This is a genomic window from Pseudomonas poae RE*1-1-14 (genome assembly GCF_000336465.1).
In the GTDB taxonomy this organism is placed as follows: domain Bacteria; phylum Pseudomonadota; class Gammaproteobacteria; order Pseudomonadales; family Pseudomonadaceae; genus Aquipseudomonas; species Aquipseudomonas poae.
This window is the reverse complement of the sequence record NC_020209.1, coordinates 5,156,802-5,176,829: the sequence shown is the minus strand read 5'-3', so window position 1 is coordinate 5,176,829 and position 20,028 is coordinate 5,156,802. Positions and strand designations below refer to the sequence as shown.

Annotated in this window: 16 protein-coding genes; 2 read left to right on the top strand and 14 right to left on the bottom strand. The window is 61.5% G+C overall.

Annotated elements, in window-relative coordinates:
* Positions 1-7 precede the first annotated feature (7 nt).
* From hutH to hutC, 9 genes are all read right to left on the bottom strand, one after another.
* Positions 8-1,540: a histidine ammonia-lyase gene (hutH, locus tag H045_RS22705; RefSeq protein WP_015373556.1), complete on the bottom strand. Its 1,533-nt coding sequence runs from the start codon at positions 1,538-1,540 to the stop codon at positions 8-10.
* 31 nt (positions 1,541-1,571) lie between these two features.
* A complete protein-coding gene (locus tag H045_RS22700) occupies positions 1,572-3,080 on the bottom strand; it encodes an HAL/PAL/TAL family ammonia-lyase (RefSeq protein WP_015373555.1) in 1,509 nt (502 codons plus the stop codon).
* A 136-nt stretch (positions 3,081-3,216) separates the two neighbouring features.
* The gene (locus H045_RS22695) at positions 3,217-4,041 is read right to left on the bottom strand and encodes a quaternary amine ABC transporter ATP-binding protein (protein WP_015373554.1); all 825 of its coding nucleotides are present in this window, start codon (positions 4,039-4,041) and stop codon (positions 3,217-3,219) included.
* Positions 4,038-4,889, bottom strand: coding sequence for an ABC transporter permease (locus H045_RS22690; protein ID WP_015373553.1), 852 nt, complete (start codon positions 4,887-4,889; stop codon positions 4,038-4,040). The genes H045_RS22695 and H045_RS22690 overlap by 4 nt, the downstream gene beginning before the upstream one ends.
* Before the next feature lie 72 nt (positions 4,890-4,961).
* Complete coding sequence (locus tag H045_RS22685; protein WP_015373552.1) at positions 4,962-5,915, bottom strand: ABC transporter substrate-binding protein; 954 nt, start codon at positions 5,913-5,915, stop codon at positions 4,962-4,964.
* Positions 5,916-5,984: 69 nt separating this feature from the next.
* Positions 5,985-7,430, bottom strand: coding sequence for a purine-cytosine permease family protein (locus H045_RS22680; protein WP_015373551.1), 1,446 nt, complete (start codon positions 7,428-7,430; stop codon positions 5,985-5,987).
* A gap of 84 nt (positions 7,431-7,514) precedes the next feature.
* Positions 7,515-9,185: a urocanate hydratase gene (gene hutU / locus H045_RS22675; protein WP_015373550.1), complete on the bottom strand. Its 1,671-nt coding sequence runs from the start codon at positions 9,183-9,185 to the stop codon at positions 7,515-7,517.
* Between the two features lie 379 nt (positions 9,186-9,564).
* Complete coding sequence (locus H045_RS22670) at positions 9,565-10,125, bottom strand: HutD/Ves family protein (RefSeq protein ID WP_015373549.1); 561 nt, start codon at positions 10,123-10,125, stop codon at positions 9,565-9,567.
* The gene (hutC, locus tag H045_RS22665; RefSeq protein ID WP_169895309.1) at positions 10,122-10,832 is read right to left on the bottom strand and encodes a histidine utilization repressor; all 711 of its coding nucleotides are present in this window, start codon (positions 10,830-10,832) and stop codon (positions 10,122-10,124) included. The genes H045_RS22670 and hutC overlap by 4 nt, the downstream gene beginning before the upstream one ends.
* Before the next feature lie 146 nt (positions 10,833-10,978).
* Between hutC and H045_RS22660 the strand changes: the two genes are divergently transcribed.
* Positions 10,979-12,343 (top strand): formimidoylglutamate deiminase, encoded by a 1,365-nt coding sequence (locus H045_RS22660; RefSeq protein WP_015373548.1) that lies wholly within the window; start codon positions 10,979-10,981, stop codon positions 12,341-12,343.
* Positions 12,344-12,449: 106 nt separating this feature from the next.
* Here the strand turns inward: H045_RS22660 and H045_RS22655 are convergent, their stop codons facing one another.
* The 4 genes from H045_RS22655 to H045_RS22640 form a co-directional block, all read right to left on the bottom strand.
* Entirely contained in the window at positions 12,450-13,019 is a 570-nt protein-coding gene (locus tag H045_RS22655) for a lipocalin family protein (RefSeq protein WP_003237456.1), read from the bottom strand.
* Positions 13,020-13,049: 30 nt separating this feature from the next.
* A complete protein-coding gene (locus H045_RS22650) occupies positions 13,050-13,304 on the bottom strand; it encodes a lipoprotein (protein ID WP_003237458.1) in 255 nt (84 codons plus the stop codon).
* Between the two features lie 177 nt (positions 13,305-13,481).
* Entirely contained in the window at positions 13,482-14,492 is a 1,011-nt protein-coding gene (locus H045_RS22645; protein WP_003237460.1) for a class 1 fructose-bisphosphatase, read from the bottom strand.
* Between the two features lie 147 nt (positions 14,493-14,639).
* Positions 14,640-17,090, bottom strand: a complete 2,451-nt coding sequence (locus tag H045_RS22640; RefSeq protein ID WP_003237462.1) for a glycogen/starch/alpha-glucan phosphorylase — start codon at positions 17,088-17,090, stop codon at positions 14,640-14,642.
* Between the two features lie 238 nt (positions 17,091-17,328).
* Between H045_RS22640 and H045_RS22635 the strand changes: the two genes are divergently transcribed.
* Complete coding sequence (locus tag H045_RS22635; RefSeq protein ID WP_003237464.1) at positions 17,329-17,763, top strand: YkgJ family cysteine cluster protein; 435 nt, start codon at positions 17,329-17,331, stop codon at positions 17,761-17,763.
* Positions 17,764-18,131: 368 nt separating this feature from the next.
* Here H045_RS22635 and typA read toward each other — a convergent pair whose 3' ends face one another.
* Entirely contained in the window at positions 18,132-19,952 is a 1,821-nt protein-coding gene (gene typA / locus H045_RS22630) for a translational GTPase TypA (protein WP_003237466.1), read from the bottom strand.
* Between the last annotated feature and the right edge of the window lie 76 nt (positions 19,953-20,028).

The following is a 20,028-nucleotide window of genomic DNA, read 5'->3' as shown; positions in this document are numbered from 1 at the left end:
CTCCTCGTTACAGACTCGGCAGCAACGGCGCCGGCACCAGCTCATTGAGGCAGCGGCTGGCAAGCAGTTCGCTGGCGGCGATGATGTCCGGGGCAAAAAAACGATCCTTGTCATAGAACGCCACTTTATCGCGCAGCAAGCCTCGGGCCTGTTCAAGCACCGGCGAGGTTTTGAGGCCGTCGCGCAGGTCTAGGCCTTGGCAGGCTGCCAGCCACTCCACGGCAAGGATACCTCGGGTGTTCTCGGCCATTTCCCACAGACGCTTGCCGGCCGCCGGGGCCATCGACACATGGTCTTCCTGGTTGGCGGAGGTGGGCAGGCTGTCGACGCTGTGGGGATGGGCCAGGGCCTTGTTTTCGCTGGCCAGCGCGGCAGCCGTGACCTGGGCGATCATGAAACCGGAGTTGACCCCGCCATTGCCCACCAGAAACGGCGGCAATTGCGACATGTGCTTGTCCATCATCAGCGAGATGCGCCGCTCGCTCAGCGCGCCGATTTCAGCCAGCGCCAGCGCCATGTTGTCGGCGGCCATCGCCACCGGCTCGGCGTGGAAGTTGCCACCGGAGATCACGTCGCCCTCGGCGGCGAACACCAGCGGGTTGTCCGACACAGCGTTGGCTTCGACCACCAGCACTTCGGCCGCCTGGCGCAACTGGGTCAGGCAGGCGCCCATCACTTGCGGCTGGCAGCGCAGGGAGTATGGGTCCTGCACCTTGTCGCAGTTCTGGTGCGACTGCGACACCTGGCTGCTGTCACCCAGCAGCGTCCGATAGGCCGCTGCCGCATCGATCTGCCCACGCTGGCCGCGCGCGGCATGAATACGCGCGTCGAATGGCGAGCGCGAGCCCAGCACCGCCTCCACCGTGAGACCGCCGCAGACGAGGGCGCCGGCAAACAGGTCTTCGCCTTCGAACAGCCCACGCAAGGCATAGGCGGTGGACACTTGGGTGCCGTTGAGCAGCGCCAAACCTTCCTTGGCGGCGAGGGTCAGCGGCGTGAGGCCGGCGATTTTCAGCGCGTCCACGGCCGTCAGCCATTCGCCTTTGTAGCGCGCCTTGCCCTCGCCCAGCAGCACCAGAGACATGTGCGCCAAGGGCGCGAGGTCACCGGAGGCACCCACCGACCCCTTGAGCGGAATGTGCGGGTAGACCTCGGCGTTGATCAACGCAATCAGCGGGTCGATCACCTGACGACGGATCCCGGAAAAGCCACGGCTCAGGCTGTTGACCTTGAGCACCATGACCAGCCGCACCAATGCGTCGCTGATCGGCTCGCCGACGCCGGCGGCGTGGGACAGCACCAGCGAGCGCTGCAGGTTTTCCAGGTCTTCGCTGGCGATGCGGGTCGAGGCCAGCAGGCCGAACCCGGTGTTGATGCCGTAGGCGGTGCGGTTCTCGGCGAGAATCTGTTCCACGCAGGCGACGCTGGCTTCGATCTGGCTCGATGCACTGTCATCCAGGCTGAGGGTGACCGACTGCTGGTAGACGGTGCGCAGTTGGGCAAGGCTCAGTTGGCCTGGAATCAGATTGAGTGCAGTCACGTTGATGCTCCTTGTGAATTATTTTTTGATTTCAATACAAATTCGGCAATGCAGTGTCGGTGAGCACCCTGGCGGCGGCTTCAATGTCCGGCGCCAGCCAGCGGTCCTGCTCATACGCGGGGACGACCTCGCGCAGCAGACGCCAGGCGCGATCGGTGCCTGCGCCGAAGCGTTGGTCCTTGAGAAACTCGAACGCCTGGGCGGCCAGCAGGTACTCGATGGCGAGAATCCGGGTCACGTTGGCCAGCAGTTGGTGCAACTTGAGCGCGGCGTTGGTGCCCAGGCTCAGGTGGTCTTCCTGCAGGCCCGAGGTAACGAAGTTGTCGAGCACCGCCGGTTGCGCCAGTTGGCGGTTCTGCCCGCACAGCGACGCAGCGACGTATTGCGCGATCATCATCCCCGAGTTCACCCCGGGGTCGCTCACCAGAAAGGCCGGCAGGCCGCTGACGTGCGGGTTGATCAGGCGGTCCAGGCGGCGCTCGGCCACTGCGCCGATTTCGGCCATGGCGATGGCGAGCAGGTCGGCGGCCATGGCCACGGACTGACCGTGGGGGTTGGCCTGGGACACTACGCGGTAATGGTCCGGCGTGCCAAGCAGCAGCGGGTTGTCGGTGGCGCCGTTGAGCTCGGTTTCGATCTGGTGGGTGGCGTGTTCCACCTGATCGCGCGAGGCGCCGTGGATCTGCGGGATCGAGCGCAGGCTCAGGGCGTCCTGCGTGCGTATGCCCCTGCTCGCGGTAATCACTTCACTGCCGTCGAGCAGCGCGCGCAGGTTGCTGCCGACGCGCTGCATGCCGGGGTGGCGCTTGAGGGCGAGGATTTCTTCGTCAAACGCATCGAGCTGGCCGCGCTGGGCCTCGAAGCTCATGGCGCCGATCACGTCGGCCCATTGCAGCAGATGATGCGCGTCAGCCAGGGCCAGGCAGCTCAGGCCGGTCATGCATGGCGTGCCGTTGACCAGGCACAGGCCGTCCTTTGCGCCGAGTATCACGGGCTGCAACCCTTCGGCTTTCAATGCGTCTTGCGCCGCAATGATCTGCCCGCGATAGCTCACGTCGCCAATCCCCAGCAAGGCTACGCCGACATGGGCCATATGGGTCAGGTAACCCACCGAACCCTGGGACGGCACTTGCGGGGTGATGCCGTGGTTGAGCAACGCCAGCAGTGCCTGCACCACCTGGCGATGCAGGCCAGAGTAGCCGTGGCTGTAGTTGATGATGGCGGCGCAGATGATCGCACGGGTCTGCTCGTCACTCAGTGCCGGGCCGACGCCGCAGGCGTGGCTCAGCAAGGTGTTGCGCGACAGCTGGCTGAGCTGCTCGCCCTCAAGCGACACGTTGCACAGCGCACCCAGCCCGGTGTTGACGCCATAGGCGCGCTCGCCGCTGGCGACGATGCGCTGCACGATGACCTGGGCATTGTCGATGCGCGCCCAGGCCTGGTCCGAGAGTTCGAGCACGGCGCCGTGGCGGGCGACGGCGACCACGTCCTGCCAGCGCAGGGGGGCGTCGGCGATGAGAATTGTTGCGAGCTGGGGCATCTTTGTACCTTCTTCAATTGCTTTGCAGCTTCACTGGCCTCATCGCAGGCAAGCCAGCTCCCACAGGGAAATGCATTCCAAATGTGTGGGCTGGCTTGCCTGCGATGAGGCCGGACGGCTCACTACAAAACCCTGATCAGACCACCGCCGCCCGTCGCTGAACGAACCGGTCTACATACTCATCCGCCGGCGAGTGCAGAATCTCGCGCGGCGTACCCACCTGGATCAGCTTGCCGTCCTTGAGGATCGCAATGCGGTTGCCGATGCGCACGGCCTCGTCCAGGTCGTGGGTGATGAACACGATGGTCTTGTGCAGGGTCTTTTGCAGCTCGATCAACTGGTCCTGCATCTCGGCGCGGATCAGCGGGTCGAGAGCGCTGAAGGCTTCGTCCATCAGGATGATGTCGGTGTCGGCCGCCAACGCGCGGGCCAGGCCGACGCGCTGGCGCATGCCACCGGAAAGCTGGTGCGGGTATTTGTTTTCGTAGCCCTTGAGGCCTACGGTTTCGATCCAGTGCAGGGCACGCTCGGCACACACTTGTTTGGTTTCGCCGCGCACCTTGAGGCCATAGGCAACGTTGTCGAGCACGCTCTTGTGCGGCAGCAGGCCGAAGCTCTGGAACACCATGCTGATTTTGTGCCGACGCAATTGGCGCAGGGCATCCATGTCCAGTTGCAGAATGTCTTCACCGTCCACCAGGATCGCGCCGCTGGTGGGGTCGATCAGGCGGTTGAAGTGGCGCACCAGGGTCGACTTGCCGGAACCCGACAACCCCATGATCACAAAGATCTCACCGGTGGCGATGCTCAGGGACAGGTCATTCACGCCGACCACGCAACCGGTCTCGGCCAGAACCTCATCCTTGGTCTTGCCCTGGCCGATCATGGCCAGCGCGTCTTTGGATCGATTGCCGAAAATCTTGAATACGTTCCTGACTTCAATTTTGCTGACGGTACTCATTTGCTCGCCTCATGCCGTGGACGACCATAGGCCTGGGTAATGCGGTCGATGACCACCGCGAGAATCACAATCGCAAGGCCGGCTTCAAGACCACGGCCAACGTTGAGGGTCTGGATGCCGACCAATACGTCTTCACCCAGGCCGCGGGCGCCGATCATCGAGGCGATTACCACCATCGACAACGCCATCATGGTGGTCTGGTTGATACCGGCCATGATGCTCGGCAGGGCCAGCGGCAATTGCACGCCGAACAGTTGTTGCCAGCGGTTGGCGCCAAAGGCGTTGATGGCTTCCATCACTTCGCGGTCAACCTGGCGAATGCCCAGGTCAGTGAGGCGAATCAGCGGCGGCGCGGCGTAGATCACCGTGGCGAAAATCGCCGGCACCTTGCCCAGGCCGAACAGCATCAGCACCGGGATCAGGTACACGAAGCTGGGCATGGTCTGCATGATGTCGAGCAGCGGCATCAGCACCGCACGCAGGCGATTGCTGCGCGCCGACAGGATGCCCAGCGGAATGCCGATGAGCACCGAGATCACCGTGGCCACCATCATCAGCGCCAGGGTTTGCATCAGCTTGTCCCACAGGCCCACGGCGCCCACCAGAAACAGCAAACCGACGATCACGGCGGTGGTGACTACCTTGCGCGTGGCGTGCCAGGCAATGGCGCCGACAATCGCCAGCATCAGCCACCAGGGCGCGGCGCGCAGCAGACCTTCCAGGTTGACGATGGCCCACAGCAGGGTGTCGGAGATGTGCCGGAACACATCGCCGTAGTGGGTGACCAGTGAGTCCACCCAACCGTTGACCCAGTCGGCGATGGAAAACGTAAAACTCTCGGGAAACATAGCGTGCTCTCGGTCCAATGGGTTGTGGCCGGGCGCCCGGCCAGCCCTTCAGGGTAGCCGGACGCGCTTGACCTACAAGGCCGCGTCGATTTTTTTGGCGGCCTCGTCGCTGACCCAGGCGTGCCAGACCTCAGGATGTTCCTTGAGGAATATTTTCGCCAGTTTCGGCGATTCGATACGTTCCTTGGCCATGCGACCCAGGTTCTGGTTGAGCAGGTCGATGGGCAGGTTGACCTTTTCCAGCACGGCCACCAGTTCCGGTGCCTGCTCATGGAATGCCTTGGACAGGCCGACCTTGATGCTCACGCTTTTATCCACGCCGGGTTTTTCCTGCAGCTTGACCAGGTCGACCTGACCCATCAGCGGCGTCGGCGACCAGTAGTAGAACAGGATCGGCTCGCCACGCTTGTAGCTCGACAGCACCGCCGCATCCAGCGCCGGGCCGGTGCCTGGGCGGAAGTTGGTGTAGGTGCTCTCCAGACCGTAGCTTTTCAGCATTTCGCTGTTGTCCAGCTCACAGGTCCAGCCGGCCGGGCAGTTGTAGAAGCGGCCCTTGGACGGCTCTTCCTGGTCCTTGAACACTGAGGCGTACTTGGCGAGATCCGCGATGTTCTTCAGGTCCGGCGCCTTGGCGGCGAGCTTGCGCTTGGCGTCGCCTTCGATCACGTAACGCGGCACGTACCAGCCCTCGATCGCACCGACGATAGGCGCGCCAACGCCCACGACCTTGCCGGCCTTCTCGGCCTTGTTCCAGACTTCGCTGCGGCCCACCCACTCTTCGGCGAATACCTGAATGTCGTTACTGCTCAGGGCGTTTTCCATGGTGATGGAGTTGCCCGGCAGGCTGTCGGTTTTGCAGTCGTAGCCTTTTTCCAGCACGGTTTGCAGGATGTCGGTCAGCAGCATGCCGCTTTCCCAATTGAGGCCTGCGAACTTCACCGGCTTGCCGGATTCGCACCAACCGGCAGCCTGGGCGCCGGCGCTTGCCAAGAACAGAGTGGCCAGCAGGGTCTTATGTATTTTCATTGTGGTGACGCTCCCAATCTTGAAATGGATGACGGCAGTCAGTAGGCGTCCTGCCCTGTCCACGTCCCATCAGGCCTGTGCAACCGGCCTGGTTATTATTGGCGCAGCGCCCTGCTCTGGCGGCAGGATCAGGTGGTCAGGTACAGCGCTGTGCCATTTTTTTGCGCACAGGTAATACAGGCCGGCGGGCAGCACCAGGCCGATGATCCAGGAGATATCCACGTCACCGAGGGCGGCCACCAGCGGCCCGGTGTAGAACTTGGTGGAGATGAACGGCAACTGCACCAGCACGCCAAATACATAGACGCTGATGCCCAGCAGGTTCCAACGCCCGTAGCGTCCGTTCGGATCGGCCAGGGCCGGCACGTCATAGCGCTCGCGGGTGATGCAGTAATAGTCGACCAGGTTGATCGCGCTCCACGGCGTGAAGAACGCCAGCAGAAACAGGATGAACGACTTGAACGCACCGAGGAACGAGTGCTGGCCGAGCAGCGCGATCAGGGTTGCCGCGCCGACGATGACCAGCACGAACCCAAGACGCTGCCAGCGCGTGACGTCGAGACGACCGCGAAAACCGCTGATGATGGTCGCGATGCACATGAAGCTGCCGTAGGAGTTCAGGGTGGAAATCGTGACCTTGCCGAACGCGATGCTGAAATACAGCAACGCAGCGGTGGCCCCCGTGCCGCCCAGGCCGACGATGTAGGCCACTTCGTGACCGGCGAATTGCCCGTTGGACAACGCGGCGGCGAACACACCGAGGATCATCGCCACCTGCGCGCCAATCACCGAACCGGCACCGGCGGCGAGGAAGGTTTTCAGTGAGGACGTACGGCTCGGCAGGTAGCGTGAGTAGTCCGCCACGTACGGGCCGAACGCGATCTGCCATGAGGCCGCGAGCGACACCGCCAGCAGGAAACTGCTCCAGCTGAAGTGTCGGATTTGCAGGAGCGCGTCAATGTCGGCCTGGCTCATCAGACGGCTGAACAGATAGACAAACGCCATCACCCCAATGACGCTGGCGACGCGGCCGATAAAATGGATCACCCGGTAGCCGAGTACCGTGACCAGCACGATGACACTGGCGAACATCAGGATACCGGTGCTGTCACTGACGCCGAACAGCTGGCCCAGTGCCTGGCCGGACAACACGGTGCCGGTGGCGGTGAAGCCCAGGTACATCAGGCACACCAGCACAATCGGGATGGCCGCGCCGTACACCCCGAACTGCACACGACTGGAGATCATCTGCGGCAGGCCGAGCTTGGGCCCTTGTGCCGCATGCAGGGCCATGACGCCACCGCCGATCAGCTGGCCGATCAACAGACCGATCAACGACCAGAACACATCACCGCCCAACACCACGGCCAGGGCCCCGGTGACGATGGCGGTGATCTGCAGGTTGGCACCGAGCCACAGGGTGAACTGGCTCAAGAGACGACCGTGTCTTTCTGCTTCCGGAATGTAGTCGATCGAACGTTTTTCGATCAGCGGTGGGGTGTCGTTTGCCGCCATGTGGGTTCAACCTCTGATGGAGTGTTGGGTACTAAAACCGCTCATCTTTGGGAGCCAGCTCCCACAAAAGCTCTTCCACATTGCCTATTTGATCATCGGGAGATTGAGGCCCTGCTCCCTGGCGCAGTCGATCGCGATCTGGTAACCGGCGTCCGCATGCCGCATCACCCCGGTGGCCGGGTCGTTGTGCAATACCCGCGCGATGCGTTCGGCCGCTTCATCGGTGCCGTCGCAGACGATGACCATGCCCGAATGTTGAGAGAAGCCCATGCCCACGCCGCCGCCGTGGTGCAGCGAGACCCAGGTCGCGCCGCTCGCGGTGTTGAGCAAGGCGTTGAGCAGCGGCCAGTCGGACACGGCATCGGAGCCGTCCTGCATGGATTCGGTTTCGCGGTTGGGGCTGGCCACGGAGCCTGAGTCCAGGTGGTCGCGGCCGATCACCACCGGGGCCGACAGCTCGCCGCTGCGCACCATTTCGTTAAACGCCAGGCCCAGCTTGGCGCGCTGGCCCAAACCAACCCAGCAGATACGCGCCGGCAAGCCCTGGAAGCTGATGCGTTCGCGCGCCATGTCCAGCCAGTTGTGCAGGTGGGCGTCGTCCGGGATCAGCGCTTTGACTTTGGCGTCGGTCTTGTAGATGTCCTGCGGGTCGCCCGACAGCGCGGCCCAACGGAACGGGCCGATGCCACGGCAGAACAGCGGGCGGATATAGGCCGGCACGAAGCCCGGGAAATCGAAGGCGTTTTCCACGCCCACTTCCTGCGCCATCTGACGGATGTTGTTGCCGTAGTCGAAGGTCGGGATGCCCTGCTTCTGGAATTCGAGCATGGCTTTGACATGCACGGCCATCGACTGCTTGGCGGCCTGAATCACGACGGCCGGCTCGGTTTTGGCGCGGGCGCGGTATTCGTCCCAGCTCCAGCCGGCCGGCAGATAGCCGTTGAGCGGGTCGTGGGCGCTGGTCTGGTCCGTGACCATGTCCGGGCGCACGCCGCGCTTGACCAGCTCCGGCAGGATTTCTGCCGCGTTGCCCAGCAGGGCGATGGAGATGGCTTTGCCTTCCTGGGTGTATTTGGCGATACGGGCCAGGGCGTCGTCGAGGTCGGTGGCTTGCTCGTCGACATAACGACTGGCCAGGCGGAAATCGATGCTGACCTGCTGGCATTCGATGTTCAGCGAGCATGCACCGGCCAGGGTGGCTGCCAAGGGTTGCGCGCCGCCCATGCCGCCAAGACCGGCGGTGAGTACCCAGCGGCCCTTGAGGTTCGAATCGTAATGCTGGCGACCCGCTTCGACGAAGGTTTCGTAGGTACCCTGGACGATGCCCTGGCTGCCGATGTAGATCCAGCTGCCGGCGGTCATCTGGCCGTACATGGCCAGGCCCTTGGCATCCAGCTCGTTGAAGTGTTCCCAACTGGCCCAGTGGGGTACCAGGTTGGAGTTGGCAATGAGCACGCGCGGCGCGTTGCTGTGGGTTTTGAACACGCCGACCGGCTTGCCCGATTGCACCAGCAGGGTTTCGTCATCATTCAGATGGGTAAGGCTTTCGACGATCTGGTCGTAGCATTCCCAATTGCGCGCCGCACGGCCAATGCCGCCGTACACCACCAGTTCTTTCGGGTTCTCGGCCACTTGCGGGTCAAGGTTATTCATCAACATGCGCAGCGGCGCTTCGGTCAGCCAGCTTTTGGCAGTGAGCTTGTTACCGCGGGCGGCACGGATTTCGACGTCACGGTACTGGGTAGGCTTGGTCACAACACTGACTCCTCGGCGATCGATGCGCGAACAGGCGTGTGGGAAGAAGAGTCCTACACACACCTTTACTTGTATGTACAAGCATATGCAATCGAGCGGCCAACTCGGTGAGTCAGTCATGGGGAATTTTTTTTTGAGTACACGGGAGCCTTGAGAATTAAGGCTTTGGGGGCTTTTTGAAATTTCCCGGATGGGTGTTTTTAATGAGGGCGAAACACTGGAGCTGCATCACGCTGGGGCATTCGGTAACAAATTGGTGCGCCGTTTTGTAAACACCGCAGAGAAAATGTGAAAGGGGGCTTGCTCCCGATGGCGGTGTGTCAGTCAGCCCATTTGGCAATGACCCACTGCTATCGGGAGCAAGCCCCCTCCCACATGTTTAACCGCGCGCGGTCAGTTCGATAATGCAGCTACGGCCTGCCACGGAAATATCCAGCAAGCCGGTATTACCCTCCACTTGTAGGCAGTCGTGATGACCCAGCTTCTGGTCCAGCACCTTCACTTCATCCGCCACGCTGAACACCAGCACCGTCTGCGCCGTGCTGAAAAACCGCTGCACGCCGTCCACCCACTGCAAACGCGCGTGATAACGCTGGGGCGAATAGATCAGGTTGAAATCGCGAATCGGTCCGGTGATCAGGCGACAGGACACCTCGCTGTCGCCACTGAAGGCGAAGGGTTGCAGCGGCAGCAGGCCGCGCTGCTCTTGGCCGTCCACGGTCAGCACCATGCCTGCGCCCTTGATCACGGTGATGATGCGCTGGTAGCCAGCGAAGGTGGAGAACCCGCCCGACTCGGCAATGTCGGCAATCGACAGGCGCCAGCCAAACCCATCGAGGCCTTCGCCTGCGTCACGGGTGATTTCTTCGGTGCTGCCGCCGCCATTCTTCCAGGGCATGCGCACGTAGTCGATGGCGCGCCAGACAGAGACTTCACTCATTTGCTGAAACGCCCTTCGAGGCTGTGCCGGGAACCGGGGTGGATCAAGCGCGCGGCAGTTACCGGCTGACGGCCCGACCAGGTGCGTCGGCGAATCAACAGGCAGGGTTCGCTCGGCTCGATCTGCAGCAGTTTGCACTCGGCGGCGTCAGCAAGAATTGCTTCGACCACGTGCTCGCCTTCGGTAAGCGGCGCCACCTGGTTGAGGTACGCGTAGGGCGTTTGCTGGGTGAAATCCTGCTGCAGGTAGTCCGGCGCGACTGCGGCGTTGACGAAACGGTCTTCAATTTGCACAGGAATGTCGTTTTCGTAGTGCACGATCAGCGAGTGAAACACCCGCCCGCCTTCACGCATTTCCAGGGCAACGGCGCGCTCGGAACCGGCAGCCTCTTCGCACAGGTGGATGACCTGGCAGGTGTGACGATGGCCGCGCGAGGCGATCTCATCGGCAATGTTGTGCACTTCGAACAGTGCCGACTGGCTCTTGGGTTCAGCGACGAATGTGCCCACGCCCTGCATGCGCACCAGCAACCCTTCGGCGGTGAGTTCGCGCAGGGCGCGGTTGATGGTCATGCGGCTGAAGCCTAACTGGCTGACCAGTTCGCTTTCCGACGGCACGCGGTAATGGGGCGGCCAGTTGCCGGTGAGAATCTGCTGGCTGATCATCTGTTTGACGCGGGCATACAAGGGCGCCGGACTTTCGTCCATGTGGGCAGCCAGCGAAGACTTGGCAGGCGGAGTCGGCACAGGGAATCCTTGCAGGGAAAAAGAAGCATAGATTGCCGGAGTTTACCGAGCAGGCAAACGTCTGTATATGTATATACAAATAAACACACGACCGGAGTCTTCTGATCATGTCCGCATTCTTTGCCGAACGCGCACTGCTGCCTGATGGATGGGCCAACGATGTACGCCTTGAGGTGGGCACCGACGGCCTGTTGACTCGGGTCGAGGCCAATGCCGATGCACAGAGTGCCGAGCGGCTCAGAGGCCCGCTGTTGGCCGGCATGCCGAACCTGCATTCCCATGCTTTCCAGCGCGCCATGGCCGGCCTGGCGGAGGTGGCGGGCAACCCGAATGACAGTTTCTGGACCTGGCGCGAGCTGATGTACCGCATGGTTGGCAAGATCAGCCCGGACCAGTTGCAGGTGATCGCACGCCAGCTGTACATCGAAATGCTCAAGGCTGGCTACACCTCGGTGGCCGAGTTTCATTACGTGCATCACGATGTCAGCGGTCAGCCCTATGCCGATCGCGCCGAGTTGTCGCGGCAGATCAGTCAGGCAGCAGCCGCCAGCGGTATCGGCCTGACGCTATTGCCAGTGCTCTACACCCACTCGGGGTTTGGTGCCCAGGCGCCGAACGAGGGACAGCGGCGATTTATCAACAGCACGGACAGCTACCTGGAGCTGCAGGCCCGCTTGCGACCGATCCTGGCAGCGCAACCGGCGCAGCAACTGGGCCTGTGTTTCCACTCGCTGCGCGCGGTCACCCCGCAGCAGATCCACGACGTGCTGGCGGCCGGCGACAAGGCGTGCCCCGTGCATATCCACATCGCCGAGCAACAGAAAGAAGTCGACGATTGCCAGGCCTGGAGCGGCAAGCGGCCTCTGCAATGGCTGTATGACAACGTTGAGGTCGATGAGCGCTGGTGTCTGGTGCACGCCACCCACGCCGATGCGGACGAAGTCGCGCGCATGGCCAGGAGCCGCGCGATTGCGGGGCTGTGCCTGACCACCGAGGCAAACCTGGGCGACGGGATTTTTCCGGCGGTGGATTTTCTTGCCCAGGGTGGGCGCATGGGGATCGGCTCCGACAGCCATGTGTCGCTGAGCGTGGTGGAGGAATTGCGCTGGCTGGAATATGGCCAGCGGTTGCGTGACCAACGGCGCAATCGCCTGCATCGCCACGATCAGCCGACGGTCGGCCGCACGTTATTCGATGCCGCGCTGGATGGTGGGGCCCAGGCGCTGGGACAGCCGATTGGTCGATTGGAAGTGGGCAGGCGTGCGGACTGGATCGTGCTGGACGGTCATGATCCTTACCTGGCCACGGCGAGCGAGGATGGGATTCTCAATCGCTGGCTGTTCGCCGGGGGGGATCGACAGGTGCGCGATCTGCTGGTGAACGGCAAGTGGGTGGTGCGCGACGGGCATCATGCCGACGAAGAGCAAAGCGCCAGGGCGTTCACGCAGGTGCTGAGAACTTTACTCGGATAAAAAATGTGGGAGGGGGCTTGCTCCCGATGGCGGCGTGTCAGTCATGAATAAGCGACTGACGCACTGCTATCGGGAGCAAGCCCCCTCCCACATTGGGTTCAGGGTGTTATTGAGAGGTCTTGGCCATCTGCTTGTCCGAGGTGCGGAAGATCAGACGCGTGGTGTCATAGCCCTGTTGCCGCGCCCTGCTGAGCAGGTCCTCACGGGTGTCGGCGCTCACCGTTGGTGTACGCGACAGGATCCACATGTAACGACGGCTCGGACTGCCGACGATAGCGGTCTTGTAGTCATCGCTGACGTACAACACCCAATAGTCGCCCTTGGCAACGCCCGGCAGCAGCGCGGTGAACCAGTTATTGAATTCCACCCAGAGCTTGTCGGTCTTGCCCGGCACTTGCGGTGTGGCGGTGCCCTTGGCTTCTTCCCACTTCCACTCGGTGGTCAGGCAGCGGTTGAACACCGACATGTCACCATCCGGCAGCAGGCTGTAGCGGGCTTCCGACTGGGCGCAGTTGCGCTGGAAGTACATCGGCAATCGGGCCAGCTCGTACCAGGTGCCCTGGTAGCGCTTGAGATTGACGTTGTTCGCCGTCTTGGGTTGCAGATCATCGCCAGAATGGCTGGCGCAGCCCGCCAAAAACAGGCTGGCGCAAAGAAACAAAACAAAACGCATCATTCTTCTTCTCCCGCAGGCTTGCGCCCCGGTTTACTTCAGGCCTTGCCCGGAAAACAACACAACCTTGTCACCGGCATATTGAACGCTGATAAAGCTGTTCTTATCGCCCCAGGTGCAGCTGGACATACCCAGTGCGCCGGAACAGTCAGTTGGCTTACCCAGCAGCGACTCCACCTCGGCCTTGGGCATCCCGGCCGACAACTTCGCGAAATTCTCTTGATTGACCTTGCTGCAAGCGGCGAGCAGCACGCAAAAAGTCAGCAAGGCGAGACGACGTAACGACATGGATAAACTCCTGGAGGGACGAAGCAGCATGGGTGTCTGCCAGAAGCTTAGAAGGGAAAAGGGGGGTCTGGTTCCCGACACGCAAAAACAAAAAAAGCCCCGAAAACGCTGAAACGTTTCGGGGCTTCTTCAAGGGTGATCCGCCTCACAACATGGCGGATTGCTTATCGCCCGTGCTTACTTCTTGTGATACGCCGTCACACGCTCAACTTCTTCCTTCGAGCCCAAAAACACCGCCACACGCTGGTGCAGGCCTTCAGGCTGAATGTCGAGGATACGCTGGTGGCCGTCGGTGGACGCACCGCCGGCCTGCTCGACCAGGAACGACATCGGGTTGGCTTCGTACATCAGGCGCAGCTTGCCCGGCTTGGAAGGCTCGCGGCTGTCGCGCGGATACATGAACAGGCCGCCACGGGTAAGGATACGGTGCACGTCGGCCACCATCGCAGCCACCCAGCGCATGTTGAAGTTTTTCTTCAACGGGCCTTCTTCGCCGGCCATCAACTCGCCAACATAGCGGGTCACCGGTTCTTCCCAGTGACGCTGGTTGGACATGTTGATCGCGAATTCCTGAGTGGATGCAGGAATGGTGATGTCTTCGTGGGTGAGTACGAAGCTGCCCATTTCGCGGTCCAGGGTGAAGCCTTTTACGCCGTCGCCCAAGGTGAGCACCAGCATGGTCTGTGGGCCGTAGATCGCGTAGCCGGCGGCAACCTGCTCGGTGCCTGGCTGCAGGAAAGCCTTTTCGTTCAGCGCTTCGTTCTGGCTCAGGTATTCGTTAGGGCAACGCAGTACCGAGAAGATGGTGCCGACCGGTGCGTTGATGTCGATGTTGGACGAGCCGTCCAATGGGTCGAATACCAGCAGGTAGGCGCCCTTCGGGTATTTGCCCGGGATCTGGTAGGCATTGTCCATTTCCTCGGACGCCATGCCGGCCAGGTGACCGCCCCATTCGTTGGCTTCGAGCAGGATCTCGTTGGAGATCACGTCGAGCTTCTTCTGCACTTCGCCCTGCACGTTTTCAGTGCCCATGCTGCCCAGGACACCACCCAATGCGCCTTTGGACACGGCGTGGCTGATTTCCTTGCAGGCACGCGCCACCACTTCGATAAGGAAGCGCAGATCGGCAGGCGTGTTATTGCTGCGGGTCTGCTCGATCAAATAGCGACTCAAGGTAACGCGGGACATGTAAGGCTCCGGACAATGGGGGGCTGAAAACCCGCGCAGTTTAGCGCGAGTCGGGGCTTAAATCCTCTCATCAGAGGATTTAACGCCAATAGAGTTCACGCAAAGCAGCACCGCGCTGCAGGAGCGAGCAAGCTCGCTCCTGCAAGGTCAGTCCAGGGCCTTCCAGATCTCGGTCGCGTACTCGCGAATTGTCCGGTCGGACGAGAACCACCCCATGCGCGCAGTGTTGAGCACCGCCGAACGCCACCACGCCTTGGAGTCGTGCCAATGCGCTTCGACCCGTGCCTGGGCGTCCCAGTAGGAATCGAAGTCGGCGCACACCAGGAAGCGGTCGTAGTCGATCAGCCCGTCGATCAAGCCCACGTAGCGGCCCGGATCATCCGGCGAGAACACCCCGCCGCGAATCGCCTGCAGCACATCGTTAAGGCGATGGGACGCAGCGATGTCCGGCCCGGCACTGAACTCACCGGCGTGCTTGCGGGCTTCCACCTGCTGCGCGCTGAGGCCGAAGATGAACATGTGCTCGGCACCGACCTGCTCGTGCATCTCCACGTTCGCGCCGTCCATGGTGCCGATGGTGAGCGCGCCGTTGAGGCCGAACTTCATGTTACTGGTGCCCGAGGCCTCGAAGCCTGCGGTGGAAATCTGCTCCGACAAGTCCGCCGCCGGGATGATGCTTTCCGCCAGGCTTACGTTGTAGTTGGGCAGGAACACCACCTTGAGCAGACCGCGGACGGTCGGGTCGTTGTTCACGGTGCGCGCAATGTCGTTGGTGAGCTTGATGATCAGCTTGGCCTGGTGATAACTCGCCGCCGCCTTACCGGCGAAGATCTTCACCCGTGGCACCCAGTCAGTGCCCGGCTCGGCACGGATCGCCTGGTACAGCGCCACGGTGTGCAGCAGGTTCAGCAGTTGGCGCTTGTACTCGTGGATACGCTTGACCTGTACATCGAACATCGCCGCCGGGTTGACCGAAATGCCCAGGCGCTCATGGATGATCTCGGCCAGCGCACGCTTGCTGTGCAGGCGCTGATCGGCGAAGGCTTTGCGGAAGGCCTGTTTCTCGGCGAAGGTTTCAAGCTCCGTCAGGCGGGTTTCCATGGTGTCGAGAATGTCCGGCCCCAGCGCGTCCACCAGCATCTGCGTGAGCTTGGGGTTGGCTTGGTACAGCCAGCGGCGGAAGGTGATGCCGTTGGTTTTGTTGTTGATGCGCTCCGGGTAGAGCTTGTGCAGTTCGCTGAACACGGTGCTGCGCATCAACTGGGTGTGCAGGCCGGACACGCCGTTGACGCTGTGGGAACCGAGGAACGCCAGGTTACCCATGCGCACGCGTCGGCCATTGTCTTCTTCGATCAGCGAAACGGCACGCAGCACATCGAAGTCGTGGATGCCTTTGGCGCGCAGCGAGTCGATGTGCTGGGCGTTGATCAGGTAGATGATCTGCATGTGGCGGGGCAGCATGCGCTCCATCAAACCGACCGGCCAGGTTTCCAGGGCTTCGGGCAACAAAGTGTGGTTGGTGTAGGAAAGCGTTTCGACGGTCACGTCCCACGCGGCTTCCCAGGGAATGTCGTGCAGATCCACCAGTTGACGCATCAGCTCGGCCACGGCAATGGACGGGTGAGTGTCATTGAGCTGGATCGCCGCGTGCTCGCCCAGGCTCAGTACCGAGCCGTGCATGTTCTTGTGACGGCGCAGCAGATCCTGCAACGAGGCGGAGACGAAGAAGTACTCCTGGCGCAGGCGCAGCTCTTGCCCGGCTTCGGTGCTGTCGGCCGGGTAAAGTACGCGGGAGATACTTTCGGCGCGGGCCACTTCGGCGACGGCGCCCAGGTGGTCACCGGCGTTGAAGCGCTCCAGGTGCAAGTCCTCAACGGCGCGCGCACGCCACAGGCGCAGGGTGTTGACGCTGGCGCCGCGCCAGCCGACCACCGGCGTATCGTAGGCCACCGCGCGTACGGTTTCGCCCGGCGTCCACACCTGGATCATTTTGCCGGACGCATCCGGCAGGGTTTCGACGCTGCCGCCAAAACCGATCGGGTAAATCACTTCGGCGCGCTCGAATTCCCACGGGTTGCCGAAATCCAGCCAGCGTTCGGTCTGCTCCTGTTGCCAGCCATCGACAATCGCCTGGCGGAACAAGCCGTGCTCGTAGCGGATGCCGTAACCGTGCCCGGCAATGCCGAGGGTGGACATGCTTTCCATGAAGCACGCGGCCAGACGCCCAAGGCCACCGTTGCCGAGCGCCGCATCGGGCTCCAGCAGACGAATGCGCTCAAGGTCGACGCCCAGCTCAGCCAGTGCGTCCCGCGCGATCTCCAGCACGCCCAGGTTGCTCAGGCTGTCGTAGAGCAAGCGGCCGATAAGAAATTCCAGAGAGAGGTAATACACCCGCTTCTGGCCTTTGCGGTAGATACGCCGGGTGTGGTCCATCCAGTGTTCGACCATCTGGTCGCGGGCGGCCAGGGCAATGGCTTCGAACCAGTCGTGGTCGAAGGCGTGATCCGGGTCCTTGCCCACCGCATAGGTGAGTTTGGTCAAGACGGCATCGCGAAATGCGGCTACCTCTGCTTCTCGTGCAAGTGGTTCCTGAGACATCAATTGCGACCTCGGGCGAGATAGAAGGAGTTGCTAGAGCCTAGACCGTCTGACCGACGGTAGCGGCTGCGGTTCGTCAGTTTTTTAACTCATTCACCGTTTGGTGAATTTGATGCAGGCGCCGTGCCCGCTTTTGGCCCAGGCATGCCTTTTGGCCGAAACCCGCAAAATATTGTTCAAAAAACCACCAATCCCGGTATGATCGCGCGCCCTGCTACCGCCCCACCCTGGAACCCTGATGAAGCCTCAACTGATCGCCGCCGCGGAACTCGACCGTCTAGAGACCTGGCAGAAATATTCCGCCCACATGTGCGGCGGCTGCGTGTCCAGCTGCTGCACGCTGCCGGTGGAGGTGAAGATCAAGGACCTGATCCGCATTGGCATCGTCGACGAATTCGAGCGCGGTGACCCGCCGAAGAACATCGCCAAGCGGTTGCAGAAGGAAGGCATCGTGGAGCGCTTCAATTCCAAATCGGAAATCTTCACCCTGCAACGCATGAGCAACAACGATTGCCTGTACCTGGATCGTAAGACGCGCTTCTGCACTATTTATGACAAGCGCCCGGATACGTGCCGCAACCACCCGAAAATCGGGCCGCGGCCAGGGTATTGCGCGTATAAGCCGAAAGAAGTGGTGCGCGAGACTAATTTCAAGACCCTCGACAAGTTCTGATCCAAAAGCCGATTCCCTGTGTCCTGCGGGCTTGCCCCAATGCCATTCAGTTAAGCGCAGATTCCCTGTGGCGAGCAGGCTTGTCCTGCGTTGGGCTGCGCAGCAGCCCCCAATAAGGCCGCCGCATTCTCCCAGACAAACCGCGGCGCCAGGTTTTAGGGCCGCTTCGCAGCCCAACGCGGGGCAAGCCCGCTCGCCACAACAATCTATGGTCACCCCCAACACCCGGTGAGGGCTAAGCTTTCACAGGGTGTTGGGAGTGACCATCTCATTAGCCTGCTCACCACAACAGCCCAGCACAAAATGCAGGCATAAAAAAACGCCCCCGGCCTTTCGACCGGGGGCGTTTTTATTCAGCCTGAGTTAACTCAGTTCTTGGATTTCTTGGCAGCGCGGGTACGCTCGCCTTCGTCCAGGATCTTCTTACGCAGGCGGATCGACTTAGGCGTGACTTCGCACAGCTCGTCGTCCTGGATGAATTCCAGGGCCTGTTCCAGGGTGAAGCGAACAGGTGGGACCAGAGCGATGGTTTCGTCTTTACCCGAAGCACGCATGTTGTCGAGCTTCTTGCCTTTGGTTGGGTTGACGCCCATGTCGTTGTCACGGCTGTTCAGACCAACGATCTGACCGTTGTAGATCTCTTGACCGTGTTCAACGAACAGCTTGCCACGCGCCTGGAGGGTTTCCAGCGAGTAGGTCAGCGCCTTGCCGGTTTCTACCGATACCAGTACACCGTTCTGACGGCCGGACATGTCGCCGGACTTCATGGTGTCGTAGCGATCGAAGATCGAGGTCAGGATGCCAGCACCGTTGGTCAGGGTCAGGAACTGGTTACGGAAACCGATCAGACCACGCGCAGGGATGTTGTATTCCAGACGTACACGGCCCTTGCCATCCGGCACCATGTTGGTCAGGTCGCCTTTACGCAGGCCCATCTCTTCCATGACCTTGCCCTGGGATTCTTCCGGGGTGTCGATGGTGACGTTTTCGAACGGTTCCTGCTTCACGCCGTCAACCTGACGGATGATCACTTCCGGACGACCCACGCCCATTTCGAAGCCTTCGCGACGCATGGTTTCGATCAGTACCGAGAGGTGCAGCTCACCACGGCCGGAGACTTTGAACTTGTCAGCCGAGTCGCCTTCTTCAACGCGCAGTGCAACGTTGTACAGCAGCTCTTTGTCCAGACGCTCCTTGATGTTACGGGAGGTCACGAACTTGCCTTCCTTGCCGCAGAACGGCGAGTCGTTCACCTGGAAGGTCATCGAAACGGTTGGCTCGTCAACGGTCAGAGGCTTCATCGCCTCGACGGTGTCCGGCTGGCACAGGGTGTCGGAAATGAACAGCGAGTCCATGCCGCTCACGCAGACGATGTCGCCGGCGAAAGCTTCTTCAACGTCTACACGGTGCAGACCGTGGTGACCCATCAGCTTCAGGATACGACCGTTACGCTTCTTGCCGTCGGCGCCGATAGCCACAACCGGGGTGTTCGGCTTGACGCTGCCGCGAGCGATACGGCCAACGCCGATAACACCCAGGAAGCTGTTGTAGTCCAGTGCAGAGATCTGCATCTGGAACGCGCCTTCACGGTCAACTTTCGGCGCGGGTACGTTGTCGACGATCGACTGGTACAGCGGGGTCATGTCTTCAGCCATGTCGGTGTGGTCAAGACCAGCAATACCGTTCAGGGCCGAGGCGTAGATGACTTGGAAGTCCAGCTGTTCTTCGGTGGCACCCAGGTTGTCGAACAGGTCGAAGATCTGGTCCAGAACCCAATCCGGACGCGCGCCTGGGCGGTCAACCTTGTTGATGCACACGATCGGACGCAGGCCGGCTTCGAAGGCCTTCTTGGTCACGAAACGGGTTTGCGGCATAGGGCCGTCTTGAGCGTCAACCAGCAGCAGCACGGAGTCAACCATCGACATCACGCGTTCCACTTCGCCGCCGAAGTCGGCGTGGCCCGGGGTGTCCACGATGTTGATGTGGTAGCCGTTCCAGTTGATGGCGGTGTTTTTCGCCAGGATGGTAATACCGCGCTCTTTTTCCTGGTCGTTGGAGTCCATCACGCGCTCGTCGTTGAGCTCGTTGCGCTCCAGGGTGCCGGATTGACGCAGGAGTTTGTCTACCAGGGTGGTTTTACCGTGGTCAACGTGAGCAATGATGGCGATGTTACGTAGATTTTCGATCACTTGTGTATCTCGATCAGAGGATTCGGTGTGCTGACAGGTCGTGGCAGCGATTAACAGTAGAGTCAGGCCTTGCCGT

Bases quoted from the DNA above. Each gene is read 5' to 3' on its own strand.
- H045_RS22700 (WP_015373555.1), bottom strand. From the start codon at position 3,080: ATGCCCCAGCTCGCAACAATTCTCATCGCCGACGCCCCCCTGCGCTGG.
- H045_RS22695 (WP_015373554.1), bottom strand. From the start codon at position 4,041: ATGAGTACCGTCAGCAAAATTGAAGTCAGGAACGTATTCAAGATTTTC.
- H045_RS22690 (WP_015373553.1), bottom strand. From the start codon at position 4,889: ATGTTTCCCGAGAGTTTTACGTTTTCCATCGCCGACTGGGTCAACGGT.
- H045_RS22685 (WP_015373552.1), bottom strand. From the start codon at position 5,915: ATGAAAATACATAAGACCCTGCTGGCCACTCTGTTCTTGGCAAGCGCC.
- H045_RS22680 (WP_015373551.1), bottom strand. From the start codon at position 7,430: ATGGCGGCAAACGACACCCCACCGCTGATCGAAAAACGTTCGATCGAC.
- H045_RS22670 (WP_015373549.1), bottom strand. From the start codon at position 10,125: ATGAGTGAAGTCTCTGTCTGGCGCGCCATCGACTACGTGCGCATGCCC.
- hutC (WP_169895309.1), bottom strand. From the start codon at position 10,832: ATGGACGAAAGTCCGGCGCCCTTGTATGCCCGCGTCAAACAGATGATC.
- H045_RS22660 (WP_015373548.1), top strand. From the start codon at position 10,979: ATGTCCGCATTCTTTGCCGAACGCGCACTGCTGCCTGATGGATGGGCC.
- H045_RS22655 (WP_003237456.1), bottom strand. From the start codon at position 13,019: ATGATGCGTTTTGTTTTGTTTCTTTGCGCCAGCCTGTTTTTGGCGGGC.
- H045_RS22650 (WP_003237458.1), bottom strand. From the start codon at position 13,304: ATGTCGTTACGTCGTCTCGCCTTGCTGACTTTTTGCGTGCTGCTCGCC.
- H045_RS22645 (WP_003237460.1), bottom strand. From the start codon at position 14,492: ATGTCCCGCGTTACCTTGAGTCGCTATTTGATCGAGCAGACCCGCAGC.
- H045_RS22640 (WP_003237462.1), bottom strand. From the start codon at position 17,090: ATGTCTCAGGAACCACTTGCACGAGAAGCAGAGGTAGCCGCATTTCGC.
- H045_RS22635 (WP_003237464.1), top strand. From the start codon at position 17,329: ATGAAGCCTCAACTGATCGCCGCCGCGGAACTCGACCGTCTAGAGACC.